Source organism: Mycobacterium sp. MUNTM1, from assembly GCF_054660795.1.
The window spans coordinates 43,326-63,379 of record NZ_BAAGDE010000020.1 but is presented as its reverse complement, the minus strand read 5'-3'; the positions used below and the strand labels follow the sequence as shown (position 1 = coordinate 63,379).

Annotated in this window: 16 protein-coding genes and 3 riboswitches; of the genes, 7 read left to right on the top strand and 9 right to left on the bottom strand. The window is 62.8% G+C overall.

Annotated elements, in window-relative coordinates; translation table 11 throughout:
• Positions 1-7: 7 nt before the first annotated feature.
• Positions 8-68, top strand: a riboswitch (Fluoride riboswitch).
• 464 nt (positions 69-532) lie between these two features.
• The 7 genes from ACYQ8K_RS13780 (at position 533) to ACYQ8K_RS13750 (ending at position 8,467) form a co-directional block, all read left to right on the top strand.
• On the top strand, positions 533-832 hold the full coding sequence (locus ACYQ8K_RS13780) for a PE family protein (protein WP_069401093.1): 300 nt from the start codon (positions 533-535) through the stop codon (positions 830-832).
• A gap of 12 nt (positions 833-844) precedes the next feature.
• Positions 845-1,537 (top strand): PPE family protein, encoded by a 693-nt coding sequence (locus ACYQ8K_RS13775; protein ID WP_459969764.1) that lies wholly within the window; start codon positions 845-847, stop codon positions 1,535-1,537.
• A gap of 17 nt (positions 1,538-1,554) precedes the next feature.
• Positions 1,555-1,616: riboswitch (Fluoride riboswitch) on the top strand.
• 549 nt (positions 1,617-2,165) lie between these two features.
• Positions 2,166-3,425 (top strand): PPE family protein, encoded by a 1,260-nt coding sequence (locus tag ACYQ8K_RS13770; protein WP_459969762.1) that lies wholly within the window; start codon positions 2,166-2,168, stop codon positions 3,423-3,425.
• Between the two features lie 73 nt (positions 3,426-3,498).
• Entirely contained in the window at positions 3,499-4,905 is a 1,407-nt protein-coding gene (locus ACYQ8K_RS13765) for a PPE family protein (protein ID WP_459969760.1), read from the top strand.
• 26 nt (positions 4,906-4,931) lie between these two features.
• Positions 4,932-5,258, top strand: coding sequence for a DUF732 domain-containing protein (locus ACYQ8K_RS13760; protein WP_459969758.1), 327 nt, complete (start codon positions 4,932-4,934; stop codon positions 5,256-5,258).
• Positions 5,259-5,309: 51 nt separating this feature from the next.
• Positions 5,310-5,370, top strand: a riboswitch (Fluoride riboswitch).
• Between the two features lie 32 nt (positions 5,371-5,402).
• On the top strand, positions 5,403-6,935 hold the full coding sequence (locus ACYQ8K_RS13755) for a MutS-related protein (protein WP_459969756.1): 1,533 nt from the start codon (positions 5,403-5,405) through the stop codon (positions 6,933-6,935).
• A complete protein-coding gene (locus tag ACYQ8K_RS13750) occupies positions 6,932-8,467 on the top strand; it encodes a MutS-related protein (RefSeq protein WP_459969754.1) in 1,536 nt (511 codons plus the stop codon). Before ACYQ8K_RS13755 ends, ACYQ8K_RS13750 begins: the two co-directional genes overlap by 4 nt.
• A 10-nt stretch (positions 8,468-8,477) precedes the next feature.
• Here the strand turns inward: ACYQ8K_RS13750 and ACYQ8K_RS13745 are convergent, their stop codons facing one another.
• The 9 genes from ACYQ8K_RS13745 to ACYQ8K_RS13705 all read right to left on the bottom strand — a co-directional run bounded on the left by ACYQ8K_RS13745 (position 8,478) and on the right by ACYQ8K_RS13705 (position 19,798).
• Positions 8,478-9,719: an MFS transporter gene (locus ACYQ8K_RS13745; protein ID WP_459969752.1), complete on the bottom strand. Its 1,242-nt coding sequence runs from the start codon at positions 9,717-9,719 to the stop codon at positions 8,478-8,480.
• Positions 9,720-9,968: 249 nt separating this feature from the next.
• Entirely contained in the window at positions 9,969-10,655 is a 687-nt protein-coding gene (locus ACYQ8K_RS13740; protein ID WP_459969750.1) for a PhzF family phenazine biosynthesis protein, read from the bottom strand.
• 46 nt (positions 10,656-10,701) lie between these two features.
• Positions 10,702-12,723: a proton-conducting transporter transmembrane domain-containing protein gene (locus ACYQ8K_RS13735; protein ID WP_459969749.1), complete on the bottom strand. Its 2,022-nt coding sequence runs from the start codon at positions 12,721-12,723 to the stop codon at positions 10,702-10,704.
• Positions 12,720-13,253: an NADH-quinone oxidoreductase subunit B family protein gene (locus ACYQ8K_RS13730; RefSeq protein ID WP_459969747.1), complete on the bottom strand. Its 534-nt coding sequence runs from the start codon at positions 13,251-13,253 to the stop codon at positions 12,720-12,722. Before ACYQ8K_RS13730 ends, ACYQ8K_RS13735 begins: the two co-directional genes overlap by 4 nt.
• A gap of 30 nt (positions 13,254-13,283) precedes the next feature.
• A complete protein-coding gene (locus ACYQ8K_RS13725) occupies positions 13,284-14,513 on the bottom strand; it encodes a sodium-dependent bicarbonate transport family permease (protein WP_459969745.1) in 1,230 nt (409 codons plus the stop codon).
• Between the two features lie 644 nt (positions 14,514-15,157).
• Positions 15,158-16,690 carry a hydrogenase large subunit gene (locus tag ACYQ8K_RS13720; protein ID WP_459969744.1) on the bottom strand — a complete coding sequence of 511 codons (1,533 nt, stop codon included), beginning with the start codon at positions 16,688-16,690 and terminating at the stop codon, positions 15,158-15,160.
• Positions 16,687-18,171, bottom strand: coding sequence for a proton-conducting transporter transmembrane domain-containing protein (locus ACYQ8K_RS13715; protein ID WP_459969742.1), 1,485 nt, complete (start codon positions 18,169-18,171; stop codon positions 16,687-16,689). The genes ACYQ8K_RS13720 and ACYQ8K_RS13715 overlap by 4 nt, the downstream gene beginning before the upstream one ends.
• Complete coding sequence (locus ACYQ8K_RS13710) at positions 18,168-18,848, bottom strand: hypothetical protein (RefSeq protein ID WP_459969740.1); 681 nt, start codon at positions 18,846-18,848, stop codon at positions 18,168-18,170. The genes ACYQ8K_RS13715 and ACYQ8K_RS13710 overlap by 4 nt, the downstream gene beginning before the upstream one ends.
• The gene (locus tag ACYQ8K_RS13705; protein ID WP_459969738.1) at positions 18,845-19,798 is read right to left on the bottom strand and encodes a respiratory chain complex I subunit 1 family protein; all 954 of its coding nucleotides are present in this window, start codon (positions 19,796-19,798) and stop codon (positions 18,845-18,847) included. Before ACYQ8K_RS13705 ends, ACYQ8K_RS13710 begins: the two co-directional genes overlap by 4 nt.
• Between the last annotated feature and the right edge of the window lie 256 nt (positions 19,799-20,054).

Sequence of the window (20,054 nt, the reverse complement as noted above, 5' to 3'; positions counted from 1 at the left end):
ATTAATATCGCTGACAGGTGATGAGGCTCACCTTCAACCGCCATACGGCTAATGGCTTCTACCCACTGAGTAGGTCAGGGTAGAAGGCGGGGAAAATTGGCGTGGAGCCCGAACGTTGGTGAAGTCAGCGTCTGCCATTCATGGCATCAGCGCATCCGGTTGTGTCCTTCAGCAGTACATACGGTTGTCAGCAAGGGGAATGCGTACGCTTCAACCAGCTTGTTGCACTTGCTAAATCCTTGGCCCGCATTTCACGCCGGCCAGTTGGGTGCGGGCAGATCAACCGGACGCAAGACGCGAAGCTGCTCGAGCGATGAGTGCTCACACAGTGACGCACACCTTGGTGGGCTGTGCGACGGCCCGACGTCTTCAATTTGTCGGTTGTTGCCGACTGGGGCCAGAACTAGCTTAGGCGCAACGGGTTCGGCTACCGCGGCGCGGAAGCATCACTGGCCAGATCAGCCCGCGCGCCCCGTGTCCCAGGTGAATCATCCACGTGCGCAACCTCCGGTGACCAGGGAAAGGAAAATCCATGTCGTTTGTCACGACACAACCCGAAGAGCTGATTGCCGCAGCGGCCAAATTGGCGGGTCTGGGTTCGGCGCTGAGTGCCCAAAACGCCGCAGCTGCCCCGCCGACTACCGGAGTGATACCTGCTGCCGCAGACGAGGTATCGGCACTGACAGCGATGCAGTTCGCCGCCCACGCAACCATGTATCAGGCGATGAGCGCTCAAGCGCAGACAATCCACGAGTCATTCGTGTCGACGCTGACAACTAGCGCCGGCAGCTATGCGGCGACCGAAGCCGCCAACACTGTCGCCACCATGTGAGTAGGGAAGCCGATGCTGGGGTTCGAAGCGCTGCCTCCCGAAATCAACTCCACCAGAATGTATTCCGGCCCCGGTGCGGGCCCGCTCATCGCCGCCGCCACGGCGTGGGACACGCTGGCCCTCGAGCTATCGCCGGTCGCCGCTGGATACGGATCCATCATTACGGAACTGGCCGGCAGCCGGTGGCTGGGGCCAGCGTCGGTAGCAATGGCCGCCGCGGCGCTGCCCTACGCGGGCTGGCTACATGCCAGCGCGACCCAGGCCGAGCACACTGCCGCCCAGTGTAAAGAGGCCGCCGCAGCCTACGAACTCGCCTTCTCGATGACAATGCCGCCGCCTGTGATCGCCGCCAACCGTACTCTGTTGATGACGCTGGTCGCGATCAACTTCTTCGGACAAAACACCCCGGCGATCGCGACCACCGAATTGCACTACGTCGAAATGTGGATCCAAGACGTGGCTGCGATGTATGAATACGCAGGATCCCCAGCGGCGGCAAGCAGGTTGGCGTCATTCAGCCAGCCCCAGTTGACTACCGAACCAGCCGGTTTGGCCGCCCAACACGGCGCCGTCGTGCACGCCGCCAGCACTGCCGCAGGCAGTCATCAGCTGACCCTGTCACAACTCGTCTCCTGCAGCGTCAGCGATCTCGCGGCCAAGTCACGCACTCCACACGTCGTACCTCGCTCACCGGCGGCCGGATGAGACCAACATGAGGTAGCATTGACCCAGGCGATGAAGCTCGCCTCAACCGCCGCACCCGGCTAATGGCTTCTACCGCGCGAACGACTCACGGTAGAAGGCGGGTGGGGCAAATGGCATGTCAGGCAAGCGAGCTGACGTTTCGCTGCGGCGCAGAGATCGCCGCTGACGCTTCGGCGAACTCTGATCGACCGTTTCCTTCGCCCACCGTTCGCGACGATTCTCTGCACGGCGCGCCACGGCAGCCCCTACCCGCCGGACGATATCAATGCCATTGGGGCGCAGCCCCAAAGCCGCCGCGACCGTTGCCTAAGCAATACCTCGCCGACCGAGCTGTTCTAGCTGACGAAGCGAACATCCGGTCGCTCCAATGGATTTCTAGAGCATCGCCGATGGCCGCTGCAACCGCGGCCGCGTCCACCCCGACAAGCACCGGACTATTTGCCGGCGCGGCCCAGCCCTCAGCGCCGACCTCTCGCGCGGATCGCGGCGAGCGCCGCGGCGCGTCGGGCAATTACCGTGCAGGCCGGGGTCATTCACGAGCAGTATACGGCCGCATCGACGGCTCCCGTGTGAGCTCAGCTGCACATCCAGCCACCGACACGGCCTCGAGACATCAGGGAGGTTGTTGATGTTGGATTTCGGGGCGCTTCCGCCCGAGATCAACTCCGGGCGGATGTACGTCGGCGCGGGATCGGGACCGTTGCTGGCCGCTGCAGCGGCATGGGATGAATTGGCCGCGGAATTGCACAGCACAGGAGCGTCATACAACTCGACTATCCAGACCCTTTCGGCGGGCCCCTGGACGGGTCCGTCCTCGATCGCCATGGCGGCCGCGGCGGCCCCATATGTGGCGTGGATTCACACGACGGGCGCGCAAGCCGAGCAGGCGGGCGCGCAGGCGAAGATCGCCGCGGGCGCCTACGAGACGGCGTTCGCGGCCACCGTGCCGCCGCCAGTGATCGCGGCCAACCGCGCCCTGCTCGCAACCTTGGTCGCTACCAACATCCTGGGGCAAAACACCCCGGCGATCGCTGCCACTGAAGCCCACTACGGGGAGATGTGGGCGCAGGACGCCGCCGCCATGTACGCCTATGCGGCCTCCTCGGCCGCCGCGTCGCAGCTGACGCCATTCACCGAGCCGCCCAGGACTACCAACGAATCGGCCGCACCGACGCAAGCCGCCGCGGTCAGCCACAGCACCGCCCAGTCCAGTTCGAACACGGCCACGCAGGTATCCCAGCTCAGCAGCACGCTGCAGCCTGCGGTACAGGCCGCGACACCGGCGGCTGCTGATCCGTCATCAGGCAGTGGACTTACTGTGCCGCCGGTCATTACCAACTGGAACGAGTTTTGGTCGGTCGTTACCGGCGTGTACTCCCCGCAGTCGTGGTCCACCATTCCCGGCGGTCCATTCCTGTCGTTTGGGCAGGCGTACGCCTGGGGCCAGAACGGGCAGGGCGCCGCCGCGTATCTGGCCGGGCCGAAAGCCATCTCGGGGGCGTTGGCACCGCTGACCAGTGGCGCCGCTGTCAAGCCAATGCTGAGCTCGAGCATTGGCGCTGGACCGGTGTCGGGGGCGATGGGCAAAGCGGCCCTGGTCGGCAGCATGTCGGTGCCGCAGGGCTGGACTGAAGCGGCCCCGGCAATCAGGACACTGGCCCAGGTGTTCCCCACCAACGCGGCGGCCGCTCCTGCCGCCTCGCTGGCCGGCGAGGAGGGCGTCTTCAGCCAGATGGGGTTATCCAGCCTGGCCGGACGCGCCGTCGCCGCCAGCGCGACCCGTCCGGCGGGTGGCGCCGGCGCGGCGGGCAGTTCGCTGGGCGGCGTTGTGACCGACGCGGATCCGGCCGCGGCCACCATCATCGTGATCCCATGCGTCGAGGAGTGATTCCAATGACCAAATCCCCTGGCAGCCAACCGCTATCGGCTCATACGCCCGCCAGCAGGTAAGGGGTACGCCCATGTTTTATGGAGCCTTTCCGCCGGAGTTCAACTCGGGCCGGATGTATGCCGGCCCGGGCGCTGGGTCGCTGGTGGCCGCGGCCACGGCCTGGGAGAACCTGGCCACCGAGTTGCAGTCCACCGCGACGGCGTATTCGTCGGTGATCTCGAGCCTGTCCGCTGGGCCGTGGGTGGGCCCGTCCTCGATCGCTATGGCGGCCGCGGCCGCGCCCTACGTGGCCTGGATGCAGCAGACCGCGGCCCAGGCCTCCACATCAGCGCTCCGGGCCAGCGAGGCCGCGGCAGCCTATGAGACGGCATTCGCCGCGCACGTGCCGCCCCCGGTGATCGCCGAAAATCGGGCCTTGCTGGCCCAGCTGGTCGCGACCAACTTGTTCGGGCAGAACACCGCCGCGATTGCCGCGACTGAGGCGCAGTACAGCGACATGTGGGCCCAAGACGCCGAGGCGATGGACACCTACTTCGCGTCCTCTGCAAGCGCTTCCAACGGCTTGGACCAGTTCACCGATCCACCACAAACCACCAATGAGGCGGCCGCACCGATGCAGGCGGCCGCGGTGTCCAACGCCACCAGCACCGCGACCGGCGGCGTCACCAAGGCCGTGTCAGACGCGGCGACCACCACCTTGCCCTACAGCGGGCCGTTTTCCATCCCGGCAAACCTCGCCTACCTCTATCAAACGTTCATGACGGACCTGTTCAACACCGTCCCCGGAGGAGCCGACTTCTACACGGCCATGTACAACGCGGTAAAGGTGCCGCTGGGCCTGACCACGCAGTTCAACGACATCGGCTTGCTGATCAACTTCCCGCTCTCCCAATGGCTCAAGTTCGCCCCGCCCGCCGCCTACGGCGCGCTGCCCAAGGACGCGTTGGGAGCCGGGCTGGGCGGGTTGGGGTTTGGTCGCGGCACGCTATACAGCGCAGTCAGTCCGGCGGCAGGCTTTGGACGCGGCACTCTGGTCGGGGCGTTGACCGTCCCACCGAGCTGGGCTTCGGCCACGCCGGCGATCAGGACGGTGGCCGCCGCCTTGTCGGCCGCCGGGCCCGAAGCGATACCGGCGCGCGCCTTAGGCGAAGGCAGCCTGTTCAGTTCCATGGGTATGGCGGGGATGCTTGGAAGCGCCCTCGGCGCCGGCGGGCCCACGGTGGCGCGCGCCGGCGTCCGAAACCGCATGACGCCGATTAAAGATCTCAAAGACAAGCAATCACCAGAGCAGCTGAAGCGTCTGGTTGCGCAGATCTCGGAGAAACCCGAAACGGTGCAACACCACAACGTCGATCAAGAAGGTCTTGACGCGCTGCTCGAGCAGCTCGCGAGAAAGCCCGGCATCCACGCGGTACACCTGACAAAGAAAAACAAGTCCAAAACTCTGTCGGCTGACGCAGACACCCAGTCAGGTTAAGCGCGAGACGATTAGGAGTTTGACGAGTGATGAGATTGGTTCTGGCGCTACTAGGCGTTTCCGCCGTGATCGGCCTGGCCCCGCCGGTGTACGGCGATCCTATTCCTGAGCCGGACGGCGACGACGGGGCCTTCATCGCCGCGCTGCGCCAAGCCGGTTTCAGTTTCGCCAGCCCGGATGCGGCCGTCGGGGCGGGTAGAGCGGTGTGCTCGTGCTTGAACAATGGTGAGTCGGGCCTCGAGCTGGTCCACGATGTGAAAATCCACAATCCCGGAATGGATATGGAGCAGGCATCGAATTTCGCCTTGATCTCCGCGAAATTCTACTGCCCCCACCAACTCTCCAAAGCCTGAAGGCACAACCTGGCGCAACCACGAGCACCCCGCGCTGATCTCGGGTAGCATCGCGGTTACGGCGATGAAGCTCGCCGCAACCGCCGCGCCGGCTGATGGCTTCTACCAACGAATGACTCACGGTAGAAGGCGGGTGAGCGCACAATGGCGGGCTTTACCAGCATCCTTGATCCCGGCACTGGTGGTACGCGAAGCAGCTCCCCACCACCGGACCTCTTCACCGATCTGCACCTTGATCAGATCCTGGCCGCGGCGACGGCCGGATATGGCGACAGTGACATCGCAAGTACTTTCTGTGCACCCCTGCATGGCCTGCGCGCAGTGCAATACCGCCAGCAGGTGTTCACTGACCTCGAAGACGGACAAACACGCTCAGCGATACAGAAGTTTGTTGACGGCATGCGCGCGATGCGGGGTCGGCTCAACGTGGCCAGGAATGCCTGGCATCGGCTGCAGCGCCAAGGATGGCTGATCGCCGCGATTGAAAGCTATTGCCGCACCGTGGAACTGCTGCGCGATGAGCTCGCCGACACCCCCATGCGTTCTTCGGGTCTGCGCAACTTTGCTGAACACCTCACGGGCTATGTCGATAGCGAGGTTTTCACCACGCTGGTCGCCGAAACCCAGACGATGCGCGAGCAGCTGCACACCGTGCGCTACCTGGTGCACATCGAGGGCCTGCAGGTACACGTCGAAAAGTTCGACGAACAAACGGATTACAGCTCCGCCATCGCTGAAACGTTCGAACGTTTCGCCACCGAGGTCAGCAAGGACTATCGAGTGGCCCTTCCCGAATTCAACGACATGAACCACATCGAGGAGCAGATCCTCGAATGTGTGGCCAAACTGCATCCGGAGGCCTTTTCCGCGCTGGATCACTTCAGCCGGCGACACGAACACTTTATCGAACCGACCATCGCACGGTTTGAGCACGAGATTCACTTCTATCTGTCCTATCTGGCCTTCATCGGCCGCTTCCGCGCGGTCGGGCTTCGGTTTTGTTACCCGGAGCTGACCGACGATCCCGGCGTGATGGACGTCGCCGATGCGTTCGACGTGGCGCTCGCCATCAACGCCGTGCAAGAGGATGATCGCCCCGTCACCAACGACTTCTATCTGTCGGGATCCGAGCGCATCTTTGTTGTGACCGGCCCAAACCAGGGCGGTAAAACAACTCTTGCCCGAACCATCGGCCAAAACGCCTACCTGGCCTCGCTGGGCTGCCCGGTCCCTGCCAGTAACGCCAGGCTGACCTTGCCCGACCAGATCTTCACTCACTTTGAGCGACAAGAAGACCTCTCGACACTTCATGGAAAGCTCGACGATGAGCTGGTCCGCATTCATGACATCCTCTCGCGCGCAACCGATGCCAGCATCATCGTCATGAATGAAAGCTTCTCGTCGACGACCGTCAACGATGCCCTGTTGATTGGTCGAGAGGTACTCGAACGAATCATCGCGCTGCGCTGCATCGCGGTCTATGTCAGTTTCCTCGATGAGCTTTCCGCACTGGATCCGGTGTGCGTGAGTATGGTAGGCGACGTCGCGCAAGACGATCCAACGCAGCGAACGTTTAAGTTCACCCGCCGCCCCGCGGACGGTCTGGCGTATGCCGCAGCGCTCGCCGACAAATATGGGCTAAGCTATGACGCCCTGGGGCGAAGGATCAGCCAATGAGAGTACGACTTCTCCACCCACTCCACGACCCCGATCTCTCTCCACGACTTCCGTGGCGATTGCAAGACCTCGTCGATGACGACTTGGAGCTGCGGCGCGTCTACCAAGCCATGGCTGGCGGTGATGAATTCTTACTTGACACCGCGAAAAAGATCGTGCCGCTTGCGGTTACCGATCCCGACGTCATCGTCTACCGTCAACAAGTCCTGGCTGACTGCCTGGCTAATCGCGCTGTGGTGCAGCAGATGTACGATGTCGCCGTCGACGGCGTCGAGGTTCGGCGCAAGGTGTTCCTCGGCGGGTTGATGTCGCGTGACCCGCAAGTTATCCTGCGCCGCTCGGTCAGAATCCTGGAACTGCTGGTAGAGAACCTGCGGCAGATGCGGGCTCTGTGCGACGAACACGGCGACAGATTTAGCTCGCCGGGGTTTCGGCAGCTGCTGGACATGATTGCCACTCAGATCTGCAACGAGTACCTCGACCAGCTCGATGCCGACCTTCGGGAGTTGCATCTACCACGCGGCGTGATGCTCAGCGCTGCACTGGGGCCGGGCAATAAGGGCACCGGCTACCTCCTGCACCAGCCGCCCCGCCGCAATTGGTGGGACAAATTAACCGGAAGTCACAGTGGCAGTTGTGGGTTCGTCGTTGACGACCGTGACGAGAACGGCGCCAAAGCGCTCACCGAGTTGGCCGGACGCGCCATCAACGATATCGCCAACACCGTCACTCGATCCGCCGATCACGTCGAGGGATTCTTCGGCCGGCTACGCACCGAACTGGGCTTCTATTTGGCATGCAGCAACCTCTACGAAAAGCTCACGACAGCGGGTGCGCCTACCTGCTTTCCGATTCCCACACCCGTGGTCCCGGCGCAGTTCTGCTGCCGCGACCTGCGCGACGTGGCGTTGTGCTTGACCGCCGCGCAACCGGTGATCGGAAACGATATCGAGGCGCAAGGGAAAGCATTGATCGTGATCACTGGGGCCAATGAAGGCGGAAAGTCGACGTTTCTGCGCAGCGTCGGCGCTGCGCAGGTGATGATGCAAGCCGGCATGTTCGTCACCGCCACCTCCTTTCAGGCCAACATTCGTGACGCCGTCTTCACGCACTTCAAGCGCGAAGAAGACGACACCCATGCCCACGGCAAGCTCGACGAGGAACTTGCCCGCATGAGCGACATCGCCGACGTGGTGGGCTCGACATCACTGCTGTTATGCAATGAGTCCTTCGCCTCGACCAATGAGCGAGAAGGGTCGCAGATCGCGCGAGATGTCATCCGCGCCATGGTGGAAAGCGGAGTTAAGGTCGTGTTCGTGACCCACCTCTACGATCTCGCGCACCAGCTCAGCTCACAAGACAACCCGAGCTATCTTTTCTTGCGTGCCCAACGCCGCGACGACGGGCAGCGGACCTTCCAGGTCGCGCCGGGACAACCGGAGCCCACCAGCTATGGCCAGGACTCATTTCTCCGGGTATTCGGCGACACCGCGGGCCGCAACATCCGTCACCAAACCGTATCGTCCGGCTGACTCCTTTGCGTCAGGAACGCGACGGGCGCAACATACCCGCAACCACGACGGCGAGCACCATCCACACGGCGGCATACACGAAGGCAGCTTCTGCGCTCACCACGGTGTAAAGCACCCCGGCCACGACTGTCGCCACCACGTCGCCCACCGCTTGAACAGCCCCAAGCACGCCGAATCCCGAGCCGCGCAGATGATCTGGAAGGAGCTGGGAAACGACGGCTGACTGCGTCGGTTCGGCCAGCCCGATACCGGCACCGGCCAACGAAAAGGCCAGCCCCACGACGAGCGCACTGTGTGACCCGACCGCAAACATCAGATAGGAAACCACGTAAACTCCTGCACCCGCGGCAAAGACCGTGCGCGGCCCAGTCCTGTCATACCATCTGCCCGCCGCCAGCGATGCTCCCGTGGCCACGATGTTGTGGGCGGCATAAACCAGAATTGCCAGCGACGCCGCGGCGGTGATGGTGCGTTGCGGCGAGCTCAATAATTGGGTGGCGCGAAGGATCAGCAGCGTGGCCGTGAGGTTCCCGAACTCAAACACCGCCACTGGCAACAGCGCCCGCAGCATCCCGGCGTCGCGTAAAGCGGCGAACTCCAATCGTCGCCCGGCGGAACGACTGCCCGAAGAGATTGTCCGCCGAGATTGCCGGGCGGCCACCGTGATCGCCACGGCGGCAAACAAACCGGGAATAGCGGCGAGAAAAAGCGCCGGCCGTACGCCGAGCCAGGCCACTAACCCCGCGGCCAATAAAGGACCTGCGACCGCACCGAGATTGTCGCCCGCGCGTTCGAGACCAAATGCCCGCCCATGCGCGGACTCTGGGCTCAGCGACGCCAACAGCGCGTCACGCGCCGGGGACCGCAGACCACGAGACAGCCAGGCAAAAGCGCGCAGCACGCCGACCTGCCACACCGTCATGGCCGCCCCGATCGCGCCGGTCGCCAATGCGGTACCGAGGTAACCACCCGAGGCGGCGCGTCCGCGTTTGTCGGGATCGTTCGCGAGTGGGCCACCCACCAATTTCATGATTCCGATTAAGGCGTCACTGATTCCGTCGATGATGCCAAGTGCGGCTGCTGATGCGCCTAGCGTGCCGGTCAGGAAGGCGGGCAGGACCGACGTCGTAATCTCGTGACCGGTGTCGGAGAAGAAGCTGGACGCACCGACCGCACCGACCCCGGCGGTGAGCCAATTTTTTTGGGCTTCGTCGTCTCGTTCACGGCGGCCGTCGTCGGCGTCAGCGGTCATATCTTGCAGGTAAGCATGTTTGGGCCCTCAGGACAACCCGATCGACGGGAGATGCGGGCGGTCGGGCGCTATCGGGTTGTCGCAGCGAAACCTGGCTGCATGGTGGGCGTGCGGCGCTGCGGCCCGTCGGCGTTGTTCGGGGCAGGTTAGTCCCCTCGGGGCGAAGTCGCTTTGGCGCCAATACAATACGGTCGCGTCGAGCATGCATAAAAACCTCATTCGTCCGTGAACAGTGCTTACCAAATCGGGCTAGGCGACATGGGCCACTCCGGCGCGGCCGACGCGACCAGCGATGCTTACCCAGCCGCGGGAACTCCAGCGAGTATGGATGACTGACCCTTTGCCTTGGGTGATGGTCAGATCTCGGCTGAGCTGTTCGCTCAGGCGGATAGCCGCAGTACCCGTGGCTTCGTCTTCCTGAACTCCAAGCTCGGGGGCAAACGATCGCGAGCGCAGCTGCCCGGCGTCGCGGTCGATCCATGCCCACACGTAGTGCGGGAAGTCATCGAAATAGTCACTGGGGTCGGCGTCGATGACGTCCTGAGGTGAAATCAGTTCGTGCATCACAAATTCAGGAGTCCATTCAGCGAAGGCCCGGATCACCGCAAGTTGTGCGGTGTAATCGACTTCGACGACGCCGACTGGGAGCCGCAGGCTTCGAACGGGGGTCTCGCGGTCTCGCAGCCACCATGCGGCCCCCACGACAGGATGGCCAACGAACGGCGATTCAACCGTGGGGGTGAAGATGTGAGCTGTAGCTGTCGGATGCCCCGCCTTAGGCAGATCAACGAAAATGGTCTCGCTGTAGCCTAGTTGGGCAGCAATGCGTTGACGGTCGGCATCTGCCACGCTCGCCGCGTCAACCACGCCGAGTAGGTTGCCGAATTTGCCTTCACTGTCGGTGAATACCCGCAGCACGGTCACGTCGATAGGCATCGGCGCCAGCCTCCTTCCTTCTGTGCTTGCTCTTACCAGCATGCAGTTATTGGGTACCGAGTGCGCCGAGTAGGTAGGCGATCAGCACAACCAGGAATACGTACAGCAGATACACGTTGACGTCGCCCGACTGGATGGGGGTTACCAGATGCGCGCAATACTGCACGGCACGTGTGATGGGGCGATAGAGATAGCGTTGGAATAGCGGAGTGACCTCGGATTCGTAGTGCACTGGCCCGGAGCGCCCGGCAGGTTCGTCGGATGCGCGCTGCACAGTGATGCTGGGTTGATAGAGGCGATCGAATGTCACTCTGACCGGCGCTGCGAATGTCATGGCCGAGTACTGCATTCGTGGCTTGAACGCGATGATCCCGCCGTCCCACACCGGAGTTTGCCGACTGGGCGTTTTAGGACGGCCCGCCGCATGAATTGCCATCGGCACGATCAAGGTGGCGAGTAGGAATGCGGCAAGGTAGGTGGGGGAGGACGCCGAGAAGTTGGTGTTTGCCGGAATAATGGTGAGTTTGCCGATCAGTACGCGGGGCAGTAAGTCCACCGAGGTAACACTGACTACAGCGCTGCCCAGCGCTGTAATCACCAGGGGGGCACCGACTCCGAGCGCCACACAGCCTGACGCCAAAAGCGCCGCGCCGAATACAGGCTGGGCGGATTCGGTGGCGTCGGCCGCGTCCGCGGTCCGGGGCATGCCCAAAAAGGGGATCCCGAAGGCGCGGACGAAAGCGCACACGGCCAGGCCCCCGGTGAGTCCCAGACATGCGGCGGCCACGACAATCAAGATGCCCACAAGGTGACTCGGGATCCGAAAGCCCTGAAACAAGCCTTGAAAAATCAGCCATTCAGAGACAAAACCGTTGAGCGGGGGCAGAGTCGTAATGGCGAGGGTGCCGATCATGCTGAGGATCGCGGTGCGTGGCAGCCGATGGATCAGGCCGCCGAGGCGATCCATGTTGCGGGTGCCGGTGGCGTGCTCGATCACGCCGGCTTCCAAGAACAGCAGCGTTTTGTAAAGGCCATGGTTAACAACGTGATAGAGCGCGGCCAGCAGCAAAAACGCGCCCAAGGCGGTTTGCCCGTAGGAGGTGAACGTCATGCCGGCCCCGACCGCGATGGCAATGACGCCGATGTTCTCAATCGTAGAGTAGGCGAGAAACTTCTTGATATCGCGTTCGGTGAGTGCGTACAGGATGCCCAGGACCGCGGTGAGAGCGCCCAGTCCCGTGGTGACCAGACCCCACCATGGCGGCCCACTTTTAAGTAGCGTGGTGGTAAACAGCAGGATGCCGTAGACGCCCAGTTTGACCACCATTCCGGACAAGAAGCCCGACCCGTCGGCAGGTGCCACCGGATGCGCCTCGGGCAGCCACACATGCAGCGGTACGAGACCGGCTTTGAACCCAAAGCCGGTCAGCGCCAGCATAAATACGGCGTCTCGGATTCCTGGTGAGAGGTGCATTGAAGATGCCGCGATCACGGCGAAATCGGTGCTGCCGGCGTGGGCGGCGAGCAGCAGGAAGGCCGCGACGATCAGTCCGAAACCGATCTCGGAGAGCGCCAGGAACCAGAATGCGCCCGCGGCGACGTCGTCTCGATGGTGATGGCGCAAGACCATCAGGTAGCTCAATAAAGCCATCGATTCCCATGCCACCAGGAACACCACGACCGTGCCGGCGAGCAGTACGGTCAGGGTGGCCAGCAGCGCCAGGTGATAGATCGCGAGATACAGCGAGGTGCCTCGGCCGCGCGGATGGTATCGAGGTACATAGCAGGCGATTGCCATCGCGACGGCGCCGAGCACTACGACGAACACACCTGCCAGCGGGGTTAGTCGCAGCGTCACCGCGCCCACCATGTCGTTGCCGCCCAAGGTCTTCGACACCGACCCGGACTGCAGGAACAACATTCTGACCCCGCCGATGATCGTGGCCAGGCCACCCACACCACCCAACGTGGGCGAAATGCGTCGCGCTCCCGGACCGGAGAACACCGCCGTGATCGCCGCCCCAGCCCACAGCAGGGCGGCTGTGCCGAACATGACCCATGCGGTCATGGCGGATCACCGTCATCCACAAATGACATCGTGGACACCTTGTCGGCGAGCCGACCCACCGCGACCAGCAGCGCGTGGAGCAGTGCCAGGGGACTGGGTGGGCAGCCAGGCACATAGACGTCGACGGGCAGCACGGCATCGAGTGCTCCGTGAACGATCGGATCTGAGGGATAGACGCCGCCGAGGGCGCAGGCGCCGACGGCCATCACGAGCTTGGGCTCAGGCATGGCCTCGTAGGTTTTGTGCAGCGCGACGTCGAATGCGCGCACGGCGGGACCGGTCACCATGAGAATATCGGCGTGGCGCGGGGCAGGGGTAAAGAAAAATCCCAGCCGGTGCAAATCGTAATGCGGTGCGCTCAACAGCCGAATTTCTTGTTCGCACACCGCGCATGAGCCGGTGTCGACGGTCCTGATATGTAAACTGCGGCCAAACATCTCGCGGACACCACGGCGCAGATTCTCCGCGGCCCTACCGATGTCCGCTTCGGTCAGCGGGTCTGGGCCTCCGCTGCGCGTCGGTGCTGCCATGAAAGAGCCTTTCGTGGGTGGCGATCTGCGTTAGGGGATATACGGGATGTACTGGCCGATGGTCCGGGATATTTCGATATAGAGCGGGATTCCGATGGTGACGTTGTAGGAGAACGTCAAACCCAGCGACGCCGCCAAAGGTAGGCTCGGGCTGGCCTCGGGGATCGCCAGTCTCTGGACAGCCGGAACGGCGATATAGGATGCCGCACCACACAGCACCGCGAACAGCACATAGGTGCCAGGTCGAAACTCAGTGTGAGTGAAGTAGGCATACCCCCGGGCGACCACGATACCCAGCGTCGCGAAGATGTTGGGCGCCACGAGACCGAAGAAGACAAAGCCAACACCGGCGGACTTGAGATCCTTCAACGTGCGTGAGGCCGTCATCCCCATCTCCAGCAGGAACAGGCACAGCGCGCCCTGAAAGGCTGACACGAAGAAGGTGTCGTCGTCATGAATGACCTTCTGGCCCTGCAGGCCACTGATGAAGCCGACGATGACGGCGCCGATCAGCAGACACAGCCCCGGGTTGAGCAAAACCTCCCGCAGTGTGGCTCTATTGCTATGTCGCACAGAGTCATCGCCGTCCGGTGGCCCCGCGGGATGATCGCGTCGTCCCAGGGATGTTTCTCGCTCTAGGCCGATCCCGCGTGGCTGCCCGGTCTCCAGGCTTTGGCCCAGGGATGGTTGGGCCGCCGTGCCAGGCCCCGGGCTCACGGGCGCCGGCGTGGTGTAGCCGGCTTCACCGGGCATGTTTCCGTCGGCGTCCATTCCCCGGTTGCGCAGCCGCGCCACCAAATACAGCGCCACCAGGCAGCCGGGAATCTCCATGATGGCCAACATGACTGGCATGTAGGCGTCAAAAGCGATGCCAATGCTGGTGAGCACGGCCACGCAGGTGGCGAAGGTCCCCGCCGAGTCGGACCCGTAATAGCCCGCGACCGTTGCGCGGTCGATCCGGCGCATCCCGGTCAGGTGGTTGAGCAGGAAGTACGCGATGGTTCCGATGAGGAAGTTCAAGATGAAGCCTGCCGCCATGAATCCCGCGATGCGCCCGACGCTCGTGGGGTTGATCTCGGCGAGCTCTTCGCCGCCGTGCCAGCCGATGGCTATCAGCAGGTACATGGTCAGCCCTTGGTAGATCACGTAGGGGAATTCGAACCGCACCTTCAGGATGGGGATCAGAAACCCGAAGTAGAAGAACAACAACAGGGGCTTGAACAGGTTGTGGGTAAAGTTCTGCCAGAACTCGTAAAGCATCGGTTGCTCCTCGTAGCTGCCGTCCTGAACCAGTCATCTGTGGGCGCCGGCGCCGTATGTCACCTCACGGGTCTCCGCGCGGTGCTGGGATCCGGTCGCGGTCACCGCCTACTTCGTGTTGACGGTGCCGATGGCCTGGGCCATGGCCACCGCTATTGCTTATGCGAGGCCGGACCAAGTGGACGTCGGGAATAGGCACAAGGGTGTTTGCCCATCGCAGCGATCCGCGGCGGTCTAGTGGGTGATGGGGGTGGCGGCGCGCGGCGCCTGAGACGGTCATCGCTTCGGTCATGAGAGTTCCTCCCTTACAGCAGGTTTAGGTAACGTAATGCGCTTAACAAGGTGTCCGCGGGCGGTGGCCGACAGTTCGAAAACCCTGCTGGGCTGCACCGCGGCTGGTGCCGCAGTCCAGCAGCGCCCGCAGGCTGTGCAGGCACCGACGTCGTAGATCAGCACCTGTCCGTCACGTCGCAGTGCCGAACTCGGACATAGTTCGACTAGGCGCTCGGCCAGCGCGGTATCCAGCAGCGAGGCGTCAAACACCGGCGGGGTGGGCAGCTCATGTGTCCAGGGTTCTGGCGCGTCGCGCGGATAACGGGTAGTCGCCACCCCACGGCGCAACCCCCGAAGAAACCACAGCGCCATCAGCGTGCCCTGCCGGCTGCGGTAAGCCAGAAGCTGGCCTCGATGATCGGAATATCGGTGAACACGTTTTGGGAGCGCGCGCCATCTCCGAAGGCGCGCCAATTACGCACGGCTGCTGGGCGTAGCCTGCCCCGACGAATCCGTCCGTCCGAATCGAGTTCGACCCACGCCAGTGCCTCACCCCGCGGCGATTCTGCCCAGCCGAGCCCGGATCCCGCGCTCACCGGGATCGCCGCCGGTTGAACATCAAAGCCGCAATCGGGTACAGCGAGGTCCTTGATCAGCCGTACTGCTGCGCTGATCTCAGCCAAAAACACGTGATAGCGGGCCCGCACGTCACCGCTGTCGGCACAGGCAACGTCGACGGGATACTCGTCATAGGGGGGCTGCAGATGATCACAGCGTGTATCTACAGCCAGCCCGCTTGCCCGCGCTACCGGGCCGACGAGGCCCAGCGAACTCGCCTGGGACGTGGTGATGAGACCGGTGGCCTCTAAACGGTCGAGAAAGGAGTTGGTGCTGTTGAGCGCGTCGGTTGCATCCCGTAAATCGGCACACACCGCGCGGGTTTCGGTGCTGAGTCCGCGTAGATCGACTCCGCGGGTAACTCCGCCGATATCGATCACGCCGAACAGATAGCGGTGTCCGAAGAATCGTGCGCCTATCCGCAGGAGCTGTTCGAGGATGACTTCGATCTGTGCTTGGGCCACCGCCAGGCCGGTGGACTGACACAGCGCTGCGATCGCAGCGACGTGGTTGTAGATCCGTTCGAGTTCTACTGCTGCAGCGCGGATTCTGCTGGCAGCGGGTGCGACGGAGATGCGAAGCGCCTTTTCGATGGCAGCCGCGAACGCCCACGCATGAGACGCCGCCGAGAGGCCTTCGGCTCGTTCCACTAGAAATAGCGCTTGGCGTGGCTGCATTCCGCGTATTCGCCATTCGATGCCGCGATATTTGTGCCAGGTGAATAGGTAGAGGTCGACCACTTCTTCACCGCTGGTGACCAAGCCGTAGTACAACGATTCGAAGCCCGCCGCGCGTACCGGCCCGAAGGGGAATTCGAACGCTGCTCCGCCGACGGTATGCGGGGCGCGGATATCTGCGGCTTCGCGGGGGGGCGTTCGACCCAGTCGCGGGAAGTTGGCATCGGCGTGGGGAGGCAGCGCTACTCGGTTCAGCGGTCCGCCATCGGCTGGCCGTAACCCGAATTGCTCGTAAATCTCGCATTCCTCCACGAATGCCGCAGGCTCGACCGAAGACAGCGAAGGATATTCTTCGGTGGGGCAGTAGGTTTCGGTCACTAAGTACCGGTGTGCATCGACATCGAGTGCCCACACCAGACGCACGACTGGATCTGCGTGCGGCTGGTGGTCGGCGAACATGTCGGCCAGCCGGGCACTGGCACCCAGCTGTTGCACGGTGGCGGGGAGTAAATCGATGGGCACAGTGACGCGAACGACCCCGTTTGCCTGCACTACCCGTATTTGGCTGGGCAGGATGGCCTGCCAGGTGGCGCGATCAACATCGGTCATGTCAGGACCCCGATTGATGCAAGAATTGCCGTGTGTAATCCGGCAGGGATCCACAGACCAAGTACCAGCAGGGCACTCGTGCCGGTCACGAGGGGTACTGTCGCCAGCACCCGCTGCTCAGTCCCGCTGTAAGGGGCGCACACCGGAGTTTGTTCCGGCGGCGCTCCGACAACCATGGGCACCGTCCGACGAGCGAAAGCGACGAACGCAAGGACCAGTAACAGCAAGAGTGCCAAGGGAAGCCACGGCGGGCGGCCGACTAGACCCGCACGCAGAATGGTTAACTCGGACAAGAACAGTCCGAACGGGGGTGAACCGAGGATGGCGAAGACGGCAACCATAAGCACGGCTGCAGTCAGCGGTAGCGTCGCGAGCAGCCCGCGGACTTTCGTCGCATCACGGGTGCGATAGCTGAGCACAATGTCGCCGCTGGCAAGAAACAGTACCGCCTTACCAATCGCGTGATTCAGCGTGTGCAGCATGGCGCCATAACAGCCCAGTTGCCCGCCGAACCCCACCGCGATCGCGATGATTCCCATGTGCTCCACCGATGAGTAGGCGAATAGACGCTTGAAGTTCGTTGTGGTTACTAGGAATAGCGCCCCGATCAGGACGGAGGCGAACCCAAACGACAGCATCACCACCTGCACGTAATGGGCGCCCAGGCCGATGCGGGAGATGGCCAAAAAACGAATGATTGCGTACATACCGGTGTTGAGCAACGCCGCTGACAGCATCGCGCTGGTGGGGCTCGGGGCTTCCGAATGCGCGTCGGGTAGCCAGGTATGCATCGGCGCCAGGCCCACCTTGGTGCCGTAGCCGACCACCGCGAGCAGGAACGCCAATCGCAGTGCGGGATGGGATAATTCAGATGCGTGCTGGAATAGGTAAGGCCAGGTCAGCCTGAGGTTGTCGGTGAGCGCCAGGCCGGTGCCGGAGTAGAAAAGAAACATAGTGCCAACCAGGGCGATGGTGACGCCGAGAGAGGAGATGATGATGTACTTCCACGCGGCCTCCAGCGAGCTGGCTTGTGCCTCCAAGCCGACTAGCGCCGCGCTTGCCAGTGTGCTGGCCTCGATGAGTACAAACAGCATGCCCAAGTTGCCCGTACTCAGCGAGGCCAACATCAGCGCTGCGAAGGCTCCGAAGAATCCGAAGTACATGCGCACCTGCAGCGGGCTGAGCTGGCCCGAATTCTCCTGCGCCCGAAGGTAAGCAGCTGATCCGAATGAGGACAGCACCACCACCACCGATACGGTGAACACAAAGAACACGCTCGTGCTATCCAGGTAGACAAATCCCGAGAGGGCAGAAACGACGTGGTGGTGGCTGATCCACCAGAGCAGCCACACCGACAGACCGAACGAACCGCACGTGGCGCCGATAGCGACGTAGCCTGCCAACCTGGCCTTAGCGCCGGCGATAGCGGCTGCTGAGGTCGCCAGCGGTAATGCGGCGAGCAACACCACGATCGCGGTCATCCTCGTAGCTCCCTGAGTTCAGCCGAACTGGCCTCGGCGAGTTGGCGAGTCAGGCCGGAGACAAAGACGACCATGATGAGTACACCCGCGACGATGTCGAGAAAAACGCCGGCTTCGACAATGAACGGGAAGGTGGCCACCAGTGTGATCGCGCCCAGAAAGACTCCGTTTTCTACCAGTAGCCAGCCGATGAGCTGAGCGACGGTGTGGCGGCGCACCACCATGACCTCGCAACCGAGCAAAATCATCGCGGTCGACAGTGGGACCACCGCCGAGGCCACCAGGCCCTGAGGTAGTAACTGGGGTCGAATCACCAAGTAGGAGAAGGCGGTCAGCGCACCACCGAGGATGATGGCCGTGGATAAACCGGTGGACATCGCGACGTCGCGTTGAAGCTCGAGCCGCTCGATGAGGAGCCGTCGTGCGGCTAGCGGGATTCCAATCCCTTTGACGATTAAGGTGATGACCGCCAATACCCACAGTTCAACGCGGCCGAAATTGTACGCGACTACCGCGCAGGCGATCGCCAGCACAAATGATTGCGCGCCGTAATACGTGAGGTAGCGATTGAACAGCTTGGAGCCCAGACATGCGAACGCGCACAACAGCATTACCACGCCACACAGGTCAAGCAGCACACCCGCGCCCGAGGTGGCAGTCAGGCTCTCCACGCTCATGCTCCGATCACATAGGAGGTCGCGATGCCGACCAAAGCCAGCAGAAACGAGGCGCCGAGGAATTCAGCGATCCGGAAGAACCGCAACTTGGCAAACGAGGTATCGATGATGACGATCACCAGACCACACACCGCGAGCTTGGCCAGCAACGCGATAACCGCCAGCAGGCCACTGCTGATCGACTTGGCATCACCGAGGCCCCAAGGAAGCACGAACACGTTCATGAAGATCGTCGACAGCACGAAGAGCTTCATCCAGGAGCCCCACTTCACTAGGGCATAGCGCCGGCCCGAGTATTCGAGCACGCGGCCTTCCTCGATCATCGAGATCTCAATCGAACCTGTCGGGCTGTCGATCGGGATACGTCCGTTTTCCACCAAGACCAGCAAAAAGAAGGCGACCGTGCCCAGTAGATGGGTGGGCAGCACAAGCACATAGGGGGAGTTGGCGACCGCGTGATTCATCAAATACGGGTTGTCCGAGGCGGATACGGCCCCGACGGTAAAGAACACCAGGATCAGCGCGGGCTCGGCCAGGCTGCCAATCCAGCTGGCGCGGCTGGCCCCCAAACCGCCCAGCGGGCTGGCCGTGTCCAAGCCCGCGAGCGAGACAACAAACGATGCCAAGGTGAGGACAAACGCGCCGCCGATCAGGTCGGCGAGAAAGGCAAGGGGCAAAGGCTCATTGGTGATGATCGGAACGATTGCCGAGACCGTGAGGTAACAAGCGAACGCCACAAACGGTGCTCCGCGAAATACCCACGATGCCTGATCACTGACCGCGCTGGACTTGCGTAGCCACTTGGCGAGATCTCGGTAGGGCTGCAGGACGCTGGGACCGCGCTTTGACGCCACCACCGCCTCGGCGCGCGCAAGCGCCCCCGAATACAGCGGTGACAGGGCGAGGACAACCGTGCTCTGCAGGACCTGCAAGAACACAGCGGGACGCATGACCAGCTCCTACCCTGTCGGGGCGGGTTGCGTGTGTCGACAACCCACGGGTAGAAGCCATTAGCGTCATCGGGCCGGCCCAAAAAAGCCGAGCAATGAGCGCGTAGAGCGAGCCCCATCGCTTTATTGCATGTACATCAGACTCTACACACATACCTGAATCGAAAACAGCGAGACGGCCCTATTTGCTGATCGGCGCGTCGCCCGTTCACTGACAGGGGTGTTCGCGATCCTGGCCCTGTGGTGCGTTCTTTGC